The following is an 11,671-nucleotide window of genomic DNA, read 5'->3' as shown; positions in this document are numbered from 1 at the left end:
CGCTCGATGCGCTGCGTGGGGAGTTCGACAAGCTTCAGAAGCAGTACGAGGAGGCGGACGAGTTGCCGGATGACGTCGACCAGCGGTTTGGCGAGATCGAAACGGCGATCAAATCGATCGAGGCGCGCCCCGTTCGTTTCGATCCGGCGGAAATCGTGCGTGCGGGTGTCTTCGTCAGCATCGATACGGACGGAGCGCTTCTCGTGGAGCGCGGCTATGTGAAGCCGGAGGATGAGGCGCCCTTAACGGCCGAGGGCGACAACGATCCCGGCATCGACGGATCCGGCGCTTCGGCCACAGGCTCTAATCAGCGGGCCGTCATCACGATCGGTGGCCAGCCGGTCGACACGGACGATGATGAGGAGGATGGCATCAAGCCATTGCCGGATCGGCTGATCATGGAACTGACCGCGGATCGCACGCTGGCTCTGCGTGACAAGCTCGCAAACGATTCGGCAACCGCTTTTCTGGCCGTGCTTCACAAATTCGTCCGTGACGCTTTCTCTCGCTACAGCGCGCAAGGCGTGGCGATGGAAGTCTTTGTCCGTGGCACAGTCTTTCCAGTCCAGTCGGAAGGGCTTCGAGATACGACGTATGCGCGCTCGATCCAGGCCAGCCACGAGGCCTGGGAAAAGCGTCTTCCAACGGACGTCGCCGACCTGTGGGACGCGCTCTCTGGACTGACGGGTACCGAGCAAGCTGAGCTGTTCGCCCATTGCGCATCCCTCGGCGTCAACGCCCTTTACGAAAGGGCCGATCGCTACGGTAACGGCGCCATCTCAACGCACGGCGTCCAGCAGCGCCTTGCGGATGCCGATCGCCTTGCTCGGGCAGTTGGGCTCGACATGATCGCCGCCGGATGGCGCCCCACTGTCGGCAACTATCTCGGCCGCGTCACCAAGGCGCGTATCCTCGAAGCCGTTCGCGAGGGTGCTGGCGAGCGCGCCTCCCAGCTCATCGACCACCTCAAGAAGGGCGACATGGCCAAGGAAGCTGAACGCCTGCTCGCCGATAGTGGCTGGCTGCCCGAGCCTCTGCGGCTTGCCGCTGGCGACGAAGATGAAGCTCTGCCTGAATTCCTGGCAGGTGACAACGATGTCGCTTTGGTCGACCAAGAAGAAAAACAGCTAGACGCCGCCGAATAGGCCGTCTTCCTCCCGAGCTTATCGCCCGGCTCTCGCAAGAGTGCCGGGCGTTTTTGCGTCCTGTGATGAGAGTGAGTGTCCGGGCAGGGACGGGTTTGAGCCCGTCCGGTCAGAGAGAGCGCCGGCGGGATTTTCCCGGTCTCGCTCTCCAGAGAATCTCCAATGAACGTCTTGTCTCCCGCAGTAGTCGGCGGTTCGGTCCCTTCCGCCGCGCCTGTCGATCCAGCCGCAGCGGTCTACGCGGCAGCCCTGCATCTGCTCCCCCACCTCGAATGCGGCCGGCGCGTCGATGCCGTCGTCCTGCGAAGCGCGATGGAAGCTTCATTCGGAGCCTCCGACACGAGCGGCGCCTGGAACTGGGCGATGGCCTATGACGCCTGCGAGGCCGCGACCGCGCTGTTCCTGCGCAGATACGGCAGGTCGCTTCTGCGCAAGGCCGGCTCCATGACATCCGCCTTACCGCTTTTCAACCGGATCGCCGACCTGCTGCCCACGCATACCCGCCGCTCCGAGGAGACTCAGGCGCTGCAGCAATTCTCGACACCTATCCCGCTGGGCCTGGCAGCCGTCTCCGCGGCCGCCATAACTGCGTTCGACCGAGTCCTTGAACCTTCCGCCGGCACCGGGCTGCTAGCCATCCTCGCCGAGATCGCGGGCGGCTCGCTTGTCCTGAACGAATTTGCAGAGACCCGTGCTGGCCTGCTGTCCATTCTCTTCCCGGCCCTTGCGGTCACGCGGTTCGACGCGGCCCAGATCGATGATCATCTCGATCCCGCCAGCTTGCCCACCGTCGTGCTGATGAATCCGCCGTTCTCGGTCCTCGCCAATGTGCGTGGTCGCGTCGCGGATGCGGCCTATCGCCATGTCGCCTCAGCCCTCGCCCGACTTGCCGACGGGGGCCGGCTGGTCACCATCACCGGTGCGAGTTTCGGGCCGGAGATGCCAGCGTGGCGCGATGCATTCGTGCGCCTCCAGGAGCATGGTCGTGTCGTTTTCACCGCCACGATCAGTGGCGCCGTCTATGCCAAGCATGGCACGATGATCGAGACCCGACTGACGGTCTTCGACAAGGGGCCCGCTGGTGAAACGTTCCTCATTCCGAATGCGCTCGGCGTTGCGCCGGACGTCTCCGCTTTGCTCAGTTGGATCGAGGAACACGTTCCAGCAAGGCTGCCGGTCGCCGAGGCGGTCAGGGTGGTTCCTGCCACTCCGCCGACGGTTCGCGGCTATCTCGCCCGCACTGTCACAGGCCCAGTTCACCGGCAGCTGTCCGAGCCGGTCGGCGTTGAACTGTCGTACGAGACGGTCGATTGGACGCCCGTCGAGGGAGCACGGCTGACCGACGCGATCTACGAGGAATATGGATTGCAAACGATCCGTATTCCCGGCTCACAGGCGCACCCGACCAGGCTGGTCCAGTCCGCGGCGATGGCGTCTGTCGCGCCGCCAAAGCCCACTTATCGCCCGACCCTGCCTGACGACATCCTGACGTCCCTTTCCGACGCGCAGCTCGAAACGGTGATCCTGGCCGGCGAGGCCCATTGCGGGTTTCTCGCCGGATCGTGGTCAGTCGACCACACGCTCGATGTTGTCAAAGCAGCACCCGATGAAGCGCCGGCGGCGGTGCGCTTCCGGCACGGCTTCTTCATCGGCGACGGGACCGGTGTCGGCAAGGGCCGGCAGTCGGCGAGCATCGTGCTCGACAACTGGCTGCAAGGCCGGCGCAAGGCCGTGTGGATCTCGAAATCAGACAAGCTGCTTGAGGACGCACAGCGCGACTGGGCCGCGCTCGGCATGGAGCGTCTGCTCGTCACGCCGCTGTCGCGCTTTCCGCAAGGGCGCACCATCACGCTTCCCGAAGGCATCCTGTTTACAACCTATGCCACGCTGCGCTCCGACGACCATGGCGAGAAGGTTTCGCGCGTCAGGCAGATAGTCGAATGGTTGGGCTCGGATTTCGACGGAGTACTCATATTCGACGAGGCGCACGCCATGCAGAATGCCGGCGGCGGCAAGGGAGAACGTGGCGATGTCGCACCCTCACAGCAAGGTCGCGCCGGCTTGCGCCTGCAGCATGCTCTGCCCGGCGCCCGTGTCGTCTATGTCTCCGCCACCGGCGCGACAACCGTCGCCAATCTGGCTTACGGCCAGAGGCTTGGCCTCTGGGGCGGCGAGGACTTCCCGTTCTCGACCCGCGCGGAGTTCGTCGAGGCGATCGAGGCGGGCGGCGTGGCAGCAATGGAGGTGCTCGCCCGGGACCTTCGCGCGCTCGGCCTCTATACGGCACGCTCGCTCTCCTTCGACGGCGTCGAATATGAACTGGTCGAGCATGAACTGACGCTTGAGCAACGGCGGATCTACGATGCCTATGCCGGCGCTTTTGCAGTCATTCACAACCATCTCGACGCGGCCATGCGGGCCGCCAACATCACCGGCGACAGCGGCACGTTGAACCGCCAGGCCAAGTCCGCCGCGCGCTCGGCCTTCGAAAGCGCCAAGCAGCGCTTCTTCGGTCACCTGCTGACATCGATGAAGACGCCGACGCTGATCCGCTCGATCGAGCAGGATCTCCAATTCGGGCATTCGACCGTTATTCAGATCGTCTCCACCGCCGAGGCGCTGATGGAACGCAGGTTGGCGGAGGTGCCGACGCAGGAATGGAACGATGTCCGCGTCGACATCACGCCACGCGAATATGTGCTCGATTACCTCGAGCATTCCTTTCCAGTTCAACTCTACGAACCCTTCACGGATTCGGAAGGGAACCTGTCGTCGAGGCCGGTGTTTCGCGACGGCCAACCCGTTGAAAGCCGCGAGGCGGTCGCGCGCCGCACGCCCCTGATCGAGCAGCTGGCGAGCTTGCCACCGGTTCCTGGCGCGCTCGACCAGATCGTTCAACGCTTCGGTACCGACATGGTCGCGGAGGTGACGGGCCGGTCACGACGCATCGTCAGGAAGGGCGAACGCCTGATGGTCGAGAGCCGCGCGGCATCGGCCAATCTCGCCGAGACGCAGGCCTTCATGGATGACGTCAAGCGCATCCTGGTGTTCAGCGATGCCGGCGGGACGGGCCGAAGCTACCATGCGGAGCTTTCGGCGCGGAACACGCGCCTGCGCATCCATTATCTTCTGGAGCCTGGCTGGAAAGCCGATACCGCTATCCAGGGCCTTGGCCGAACGCATCGGACCAACCAGGCGCAGCCGCCGCTTTTTCGACCGATCGCCACCAACGTGAAGGCCGAGAAACGCTTCCTCTCCACGATTGCCCGGCGTCTCGATACGCTGGGCGCGATCACGCGAGGCCAGCGCCAGACCGGCGGGCAGGGCCTGTTCCGGCCGGAGGACAATCTGGAATCGCATTATGCGCGCGATGCGCTGCGCCAGCTCTATCTGCTGATCGTCCGCGGCAAGGTGGAGGGCTGCTCACTCAAGCTGTTCGAGCAGACCACGGGGCTGACGCTGACGGACGAGAACGGCATCAAGGACGAGTTGCCGCCGATCACCACTTTCCTCAATAGACTGCTGGCGCTCACCATCGAACTGCAAGACATCCTGTTCGCGGCTTTCGAGCAGTTGCTCACCGCGAAGGTGGAAGGCGCCATCGCTGCCGGGGTTTATGATCTTGGGCTCGAAACGCTGCGAGCGGAGAGCTTCGTCGTCACCGATCGGCGGGCGATCTACACCCATCCGGGCACCGGCGCCGAAACGCAGCTCCTCACCATCGATCAGCGCCAGCGCAACCGGCCCGTGCCCGTCGAGGAAGCTGTCGCCCAGCTCGACGACCAGCGCGCCATCCTGCTGGTCAACGAACGCTCAGGGCGTGCTGCCGTGCAGGTTCCGGCGCCATCGTTCATGCTCGATGATGGCGAAATCGAGCGGCGCGTCCGGCTGATCCGGCCGATGGAACAACACCATGCCTCCCTGCGTATGATGGAGGACAGTCATTGGCAGCAGGCTGATCGCGCGACCTTCGCCGCCGCCTGGAACGCCGAGGTCGCGAGCGTCCCGACTTTCTCCGACTCGACCATCCACATCGTCGCGGGGCTGCTGCTGCCGATCTGGAAGCGACTTCCAAACGAATCGAGCCGGGTCTATCGGCTCCAGACCGACGAGGGGGAGCGCATCATCGGACGCAGGGTTTCGGCCGCATGGGCCGCCGGCGCGCTCGCAACCGGTGTGAGCATGCTGACGGCACAAGATGCCTTCAACGCCCTTGCGGATGGGCGAACGATGCTCGACCTCGAGGAGGGACTTCATCTGCGCCGCGTCCGCATCATGGGCGCCAATCGCATCGAGCTGTCGGGCTTCACCGATACCATGCGCGAGCGGCTAACGGCCTACGGACTTTTCCACGAGATCATCTCCTGGAAGCTGCGCATGTTCGTGCCCGCGGACGCTAGCGGGCCTGCGGTGCTTGCCAAGGTCATCGAGCGTCATCCGATACAGCGCATCAGCGAGAGGGAGGCCACGTGATGCCGCCTCGCGATGCGTCCGAACTGGCAAGCCGTCTCGCCCAAGTGGCGGAGGCGGTTTGCCGCCGCTACCTTTCCAACGGTCGCCGTGAGGGCCGCTACTGGCTGGTTGGCGACGCCCGCAATGCGCCGGGGCGCTCGATGTTTGTCCGTCTCAAGGGATCGGATTCCGGCAAGGGCGCCGCCGGCAAATGGACTGACGCCGCCACCGGCGAGCATGGCGACCTTCTGGACGTCATTTCGGAATCGCTTGGCCTTGTCGATTTCAAGGACATCTGCGACGAGGCGCGCAGCTTTCTGTCGATGCCCCTGACGACGAACGAACCAAAGGACCGGCGGGAGCAAGCCGTTCCCGCTGCCGGCGGCTCTCCCGAAGCGGCGCGGCGGCTGGTCTCCATGTCGCAGCCGATACCAGGAACGCTTGTGGAGACGTATCTGCGTGGACGCGCGATTACAGCCTTGCATGAAACCGGGAGCCTTCGGTTTCATCCGCGCTGCTATCATCGTCCGGAGCGCGGCCCCACCGAAACATGGCCGGCAATGATCGCGACGGTCACCGACCTCAAAGGAAAGCTCACCGGCGCCCACCGTACCTGGCTCGACCCGGGCGGATTCAGCGCGGCCAATCTCGGCCGCGCTCCGATCGACACGCCGAGGCGGGCCATGGGCGAACTGCTCGGTCATGCCGTCCGCTTCGGCTGCTGCCGTGATGTCATGGCCGCCGGCGAAGGCATCGAGACCATGCTGTCGCAACGCACCGTCCTGCCCGCCATGCCGGCACTGGCGGCGCTGTCGGCGGCGCATCTGTCCGCAGTCCTGTTCCCTGACACATTGCGGCGGCTCTACATCGCCCGCGACAATGATCCGGCAGGCGACGCAGCAGTGGCAACCCTCATTGAACGCACCAGCGCCGCCGGTATCGAGGCGATGGTTCTGACGCCGAAACTTGGCGACTTCAACGAGGATCTGCGTCTGCTCGGCGCCGATGCGCTGAGGCGGATCCTGCGGGTTCAGATCGCGCCACGGGATGTCGAACGCTTCATGAAGCTGGCGGCCTGACCGGAAGGGGAAGGGAGGGGTGGCATTTGCTAAGCGTACCTCGGTGCGCAGGGGGGACCTCCGCTGGGGCGAGGGGCGGCCCACGGCCTTCCAGAGGGCGATCGGGCGCCGGCCGGTCCGGACAGGCAATGGCTGCGTCCGGCTATTTTCCGGCGGCCCTTGCCACCCCGGGCGGCGAGCCGCGCGGGACCCCGTCTTCGGGCCTTTCCATCGCGAACCAAAATAGCCGGGCTTCGCCATCCTTCACTCCCGTTCCGGCCCTGCGCTGGCGCTTCGGGTGCAAGTCCGGATCGTCCATCGCCTTCGTCGCCATGAAGGCCGCGATGGGCGCGGCCGGTCCCACGAAGGCAAGCCGCCATGAGCACCGAGCACGATACCGACTTCGAGCCGCAACCCGCATCATCACCCATCGACCACGTCCTGCAGGAGCTTCAGCTCTATGGCTACCGTCCCTTCGACGATGAACCCGATCCGCGGCCGCTTCCCGAAGGCCGGGTCGTGGCAGCCAGCATCGCCGACATCTTCGACGCTCTCCTGGTGGCGATGGCCGACACACGCCTTGAGCCCGACCTTGAGGAGTTGCTGTGGGGTACAGTCAATCTGTTCCATCGCGCGACCAAGCGGATCGAACGCGAGCTCGATGAAAACGAGCTTTGCCAGCAGCGGCTGCAGCGCGAACAAGATGGATCCGAGGTTAAGTCGGTCGAACTCGAGCGCCTCATCGCCCAAGGTCAGACACTGCTCGAACGCCGCAGCGCCTTCGAATTGATGCGCGACCAGGCCGCCGAGCACTACGAGCGTCACACCCACTCGATCTGGCGCCCGCGTTCGGGCTCTCTCGTCAGCCATCGCAACCTGACCGCGGCAATGATCGACAGCCGGGACTTCGTTGCCGCAAGGAAGCATGCAGACAGCCAGCTGCTGTTGCCACCCGGACCGAAAGTCGCCTTCACCGGCGGGCTCGATTTCAACGATCATCTGCTGATCTGGGCCAAGCTCGACCAGGTCCATGGCAAGCATCCGGAAATGGTTCTGCTACACGGCGGATCACCAAAAGGTGCCGAGTTGATCGCGGCCAAATGGGCTCACAGTCGCAAGGTGCCACAGATTGCCTTCAAGCCGGACTGGACCAGGCATGCCAAGGCCGCGCCCTTCAAGCGCAACGACGCCATGCTCGACACCTTGCCGATTGGCGTCATTCATTTCCCCGGCTCTGGCATTCAGGACAACCTCGCCGACAAGGCCCGCAGGCTCGGCATTCCGGTGATGAAGTTCGGCGCCACGTGAAGGCGCCACCAGTCGACCCGCCTCAAATCATTCGCTCTGATTTCCGTCGTTCTTGGCGCGTGATCGGACGACTGATCCTGCCGGTGTGGCGTCGATGAAGGCAAGGCGGCGAACCACGAGATTCACATCGCATCTCGTCCTGGAATGGAGGGCAGGGAACCGATCCCCGCGGTTGTCGGCGCAATTCCTTGGTCCGATCCGAGGGCCTGATGCCATCAACCCATAAAGGGTCGGACTACGCAAAGCGTGCCGCCGTTTCGGCCTTGCCTTCACGGTGATTGCGGCCCTCGGCCGGACACATCGGGCGCCTGTCACGCGGGGATCGCTCCCCGCTTCCAGAACAGGAGCCGGAAAAATGTCCCTCGTAGAAGCCAACGCCTTCGCCTTCAGCCTCGCCACCAGCCTGATGGTCAGCATCGTCATCTTCCGCGCCGGCGACGGAACACTCACGGTCGTGCGGGCCGACGAATATGAAGGAGAGGTTTCCCAGATCGTCCGCGAGATCGATCCACACGAGCGATGATCCGGACAAGTTGCGGCCGGTGGTCCTTTGCGCCCGGCTCGAGGCAGCGCTACAGTTCGAACCGCAGTTGACGTTGATCCGGCAGCGACACGTCGCCCAGCGACGAGAGTGTGATGCCCAACAGGCGGATTCCTTTCCGCGGCGGAAATACCGACCTCAGGAGATCGCCTGCGAGTTCCTCGAAATCGGAAAATTCGATCGGCACCGCCACCGTGCGGCTGCGCGTGATCTGCTGGAAGTCGGCGAATTTAATCTTCAGCGTGACGGTCCGGCCCCGAATGCCTTTGCCCTCGCAGTATCCCCAGACTTTGGTCACCAGCGGCTTGAGTTCGGCGAGCGATGCATCGAGATCGACGATGTCGACAGCGAAGGTGTCCTCGGCGCCGATCGACTTGCGTGGCCTATCCGGCTCGACCGCGCGTTCGTCGACGGCGCGCGCGATCTGATAGTACCAGAGCCCAGACTTTCCGAAATGCTGCTGCAGGAACGGGAGCGACCTCTCCTTGAGATCGGCGCCGGTCTCGATGCCGAGCGCTTCCATCTTCGCGGCTGTCGCAGGACCGACGCCGTGAAATTTCTTGACTGGCAAGGTCTCGACAAAGGCAGGCCCGTGACGTGGCGTGATGACGAACTGGCCATTTGGCTTGTTCTGGTCGGACGCCATCTTGGCGAGAAATTTGTTGTACGAGATGCCCGCGGAAGCGGTGAGACCGGTCACCAGCAGGATCTTCGCCCTGATCATCTCGGCGACTGTCGTGGCAGACGCAATGTCGAGCCGGTTCTGCGTCACGTCGAGATAGGCCTCGTCAAGCGAGAGCGGTTCGATGAGATCGGTGTGTTCGGCGAAAACGGCGCGGATCTGAGCCGAGACCCCCCGGTAGACGTCGAAGCGGGGCGGCACGAAGATCAGCTCGGGGCATTTACGCTTTGCGGTGACCGAAGGCATCGCGGAGCGAACGCCGAAGGCGCGGGCCTCGTAGCTTGCGGCCGCGACCACGCCGCGGGCGGCGGCTCCGCCGACGGCAAGCGGCTTGCCGCGGAGTTCTGGATTGTCGCGCTGTTCGACCGACGCATAGAACGCATCCATGTCGACATGGATGATCTTGCGCGGGCCAGCGCCGCTTTCAGAGGCCATTTGACTGCAATATCATTTCGCCAGCGTCTAAGGTTCGTCCCGAAAGATCCTACAATCTTCAGATCGCAAATTCAGCCTGTCTGCGACTCTGGCGGAGACGCGAAATCGCGAAACTTCTCCCGGGAAGGGGGCGAAGGACTTCGTGTTCCGGGTGCGTCATGTCGAGCCAAGCCGAGCGTTCGTCCCGGCGCAGCACCACCATCTGCCGGTCATGGTAGGGCGCGATATCGTCGTTGGCCTGGATCGTGAGGATTGCGTAGGCTTCCGGCCAATCGCGCGTCGCTGGCCGCCAGATGCCGGCGAAATAGAACCAATCACCGCTCGCGAGGCGAAAGCTGTGGTTCTTTCCCTGGCTGCAATGCCGGAATTCGGACGCCGGCACGAGGCAGCGATGGCTGGGAAACGATCGGTCTTCTGCGCGCACGACGGCGAACGGTCGGCCGCCCGGTGCCTTCGGCTGAAGTCCCCACGGCAACTCAAGCATCTCAACATTACCGCCGTAGCGTCTTATGATGATGCGGCGTTCGTCGAGCGGTGCATCGGAATCGAAAACTGTTGCGCTCATAGTCAAAAGAACATAACAGGAACATGATTGCCGCGCAACGCCGAGAAACGGGTGACACATGTGCAATGATTATCGGCTGATGGTGGATGTCGCCTCGATCGTCGAGGACTTCGCCGATCTGAAGATCAAAATCCGCTTCAGCGAAGGCTCGCCGAACATTGAGGCGCGCGAGGATATCAAGATAACGGATATCGGGCCGATTATCCGCCCGGTCGCCGGCGCGAGCGGCGAGGGTGATCTGGTTCAGCGCCGGTGGAGCTGGCCCGGACAAAACAAGCGGCCGGTCTACAACTTCCGCTCGGACGGCCGCGAGTTCGCCTCGAACCGCTGCCTGATTCCGGCCGATGGCTTCTACGAGTTCACCGACCCGACTGAGAAGGGCAAGAAGCGCAAGGACAAGTGGCTCTTCACCAAGCGCGACGAGCCGATCTTCTGCATCGCCGGGATCTGGCGCGAGACCGGTGATGTCGGTGAAGCGTTCACCATGCTCACGATGGAACCGGGTCCTGACATCGCCCCCTATCACGATCGGCAGATCGTAATCCTGGAGCGGAAGGATTGGGCGAGCTGGCTTGATCCATCGGTGTCCGCCAAATCTCTGATCAAGCCGCTACCGGCCGGGACGCTCTCCGTCGAGCAGGTCGGTTGATGGGGCTGTCGGTGTGGCGACTTAGTCGTGCGGTCAAGCTGTCGCAGAATTGGTCACGAACCAAGCTTGATGCAGGAAGTCGGCGCTGAGGCGGGATATCGCCGAGCCGCTAGTGGACGGTCATTCTCTTGCGCCAATCCCAAGGCTGCTCAAACGATCCGATCCATAGTCCAGACTTCGCCGCTCGAGCTTCAGCTTGGACCCGCGCATAGTAGCCATCGCTGTATTTCGGCCAGTCGAGGGCGTAGCCGCGCCTGACCAACCACTCCGCGATATCAACGCCGCCGGTTGTGCAGACAGCCACCATGCGCCGAAACTGGTCTCTCCCGACCTCGATGCATGACGTGGGGCGGTGTGCGTCGAGGAAGTCCGCGAGGGCCAGGGATGACCGCTGCCCGCAGCGATATTTCTTGCCGGTTCCATCGAGCCACATCTGGGCGCTTTCGGGCGCGTCGATGCCATAGAGGCGGATACGCGTGCCGTGGATTTCGATTGTGTCTCCGTCGATAACGGACGGGACGCCAGCGAGCGGCAGGGCCATGGCATTGTGGGCGCCGAGAACCATGGCCAGCACGATTGCTAAGGCGCGCACTATTTCGTTGCCAATGGCAATGTTACAGCTTTGCATGGTGGATAAAGGGGCTTTCCTAGAGGTGTTGAGGCTGTGTGTTTCTGCCGCGCTGTTGGCCATGATTGGCGCCCAGCCGGCTTTTGCTGCGAACACCCCGTGCAGCGGTCATAAGGGTGGGATCTCACACTGCCAGGGCAGCACCTTTATTTGCAACGACGGGTCGGTCAGCGCCAGCAAAAAGAACTGTTCGGCTGAGATGGGCGGG

The 11,671-nt window shown here is 63.5% G+C and carries 8 protein-coding genes and 1 pseudogene; 6 read left to right on the top strand and 3 right to left on the bottom strand.

All coding sequences use genetic code 11. The features are described 5' to 3' along the window. From AC1DX0_RS22405 to AC1DX0_RS22385, 5 genes and pseudogenes are all read left to right on the top strand, one after another. Window positions 1–1,145 (top strand): annotated as a pseudogene (locus tag AC1DX0_RS22405) (DNA-binding protein); the annotation flags it as partial. A 162-nt stretch (window positions 1,146–1,307) separates the two neighbouring features. Continuing rightward, window positions 1,308–5,618, top strand: a complete 4,311-nt coding sequence (locus AC1DX0_RS22400; protein ID WP_477223401.1) for a strawberry notch-like NTP hydrolase domain-containing protein — start codon at window positions 1,308–1,310, stop codon at window positions 5,616–5,618. Next, on the top strand, window positions 5,618–6,676 hold the full coding sequence (locus AC1DX0_RS22395) for a DUF7146 domain-containing protein (RefSeq protein ID WP_477223400.1): 1,059 nt from the start codon (window positions 5,618–5,620) through the stop codon (window positions 6,674–6,676). The genes AC1DX0_RS22400 and AC1DX0_RS22395 overlap by 1 nt, the downstream gene beginning before the upstream one ends. 357 nt (window positions 6,677–7,033) lie before the next feature. Beyond that, the gene (locus AC1DX0_RS22390; protein WP_477223399.1) at window positions 7,034–7,963 is read left to right on the top strand and encodes a DUF2493 domain-containing protein; all 930 of its coding nucleotides are present in this window, start codon (window positions 7,034–7,036) and stop codon (window positions 7,961–7,963) included. Between the two features lie 355 nt (window positions 7,964–8,318). After that, a complete protein-coding gene (locus AC1DX0_RS22385; protein ID WP_019863578.1) occupies window positions 8,319–8,486 on the top strand; it encodes a hypothetical protein in 168 nt (55 codons plus the stop codon). Between the two features lie 49 nt (window positions 8,487–8,535). Here AC1DX0_RS22385 and dinB read toward each other — a convergent pair whose 3' ends face one another. Both dinB and AC1DX0_RS22375 read right to left on the bottom strand, forming a co-directional pair. Then, window positions 8,536–9,621: a DNA polymerase IV gene (gene dinB / locus AC1DX0_RS22380; RefSeq protein WP_477223398.1), complete on the bottom strand. Its 1,086-nt coding sequence runs from the start codon at window positions 9,619–9,621 to the stop codon at window positions 8,536–8,538. A gap of 58 nt (window positions 9,622–9,679) precedes the next feature. After that, window positions 9,680–10,186, bottom strand: coding sequence for an SOS response-associated peptidase family protein (locus AC1DX0_RS22375; RefSeq protein ID WP_477223397.1), 507 nt, complete (start codon window positions 10,184–10,186; stop codon window positions 9,680–9,682). Window positions 10,187–10,244: 58 nt separating this feature from the next. Between AC1DX0_RS22375 and AC1DX0_RS22370 the strand changes: the two genes are divergently transcribed. Further along, the gene (locus tag AC1DX0_RS22370) at window positions 10,245–10,835 is read left to right on the top strand and encodes an SOS response-associated peptidase (protein WP_477223396.1); all 591 of its coding nucleotides are present in this window, start codon (window positions 10,245–10,247) and stop codon (window positions 10,833–10,835) included. Between the two features lie 109 nt (window positions 10,836–10,944). Here the strand turns inward: AC1DX0_RS22370 and AC1DX0_RS22365 are convergent, their stop codons facing one another. Further along, window positions 10,945–11,526 (bottom strand): thermonuclease family protein, encoded by a 582-nt coding sequence (locus AC1DX0_RS22365; RefSeq protein ID WP_477223395.1) that lies wholly within the window; start codon window positions 11,524–11,526, stop codon window positions 10,945–10,947. Between the last annotated feature and the right edge of the window lie 145 nt (window positions 11,527–11,671).

It is taken from the genome of Mesorhizobium sp. P3_A9 (genome assembly GCF_056402975.1).
Note: the sequence above shows the minus strand (reverse complement) of the source record. Positions and strands in the feature narration are given on the sequence as shown.

What these genes read in the sequence shown, in the direction of transcription:
- AC1DX0_RS22400 (WP_477223401.1), top strand. Translation starts at nt 1,308, where the DNA reads ATGAACGTCTTGTCTCCCGCAGTAGTCGGCGGTTCGGTCCCTTCCGCC.
- AC1DX0_RS22395 (WP_477223400.1), top strand. Translation starts at nt 5,618, where the DNA reads ATGCCGCCTCGCGATGCGTCCGAACTGGCAAGCCGTCTCGCCCAAGTG.
- AC1DX0_RS22390 (WP_477223399.1), top strand. Translation starts at nt 7,034, where the DNA reads ATGAGCACCGAGCACGATACCGACTTCGAGCCGCAACCCGCATCATCA.
- AC1DX0_RS22385 (WP_019863578.1), top strand. Translation starts at nt 8,319, where the DNA reads ATGTCCCTCGTAGAAGCCAACGCCTTCGCCTTCAGCCTCGCCACCAGC.
- dinB (WP_477223398.1), bottom strand. Translation starts at nt 9,621, where the DNA reads ATGGCCTCTGAAAGCGGCGCTGGCCCGCGCAAGATCATCCATGTCGAC.
- AC1DX0_RS22375 (WP_477223397.1), bottom strand. Translation starts at nt 10,186, where the DNA reads ATGAGCGCAACAGTTTTCGATTCCGATGCACCGCTCGACGAACGCCGC.
- AC1DX0_RS22370 (WP_477223396.1), top strand. Translation starts at nt 10,245, where the DNA reads ATGTGCAATGATTATCGGCTGATGGTGGATGTCGCCTCGATCGTCGAG.
- AC1DX0_RS22365 (WP_477223395.1), bottom strand. Translation starts at nt 11,526, where the DNA reads ATGGCCAACAGCGCGGCAGAAACACACAGCCTCAACACCTCTAGGAAA.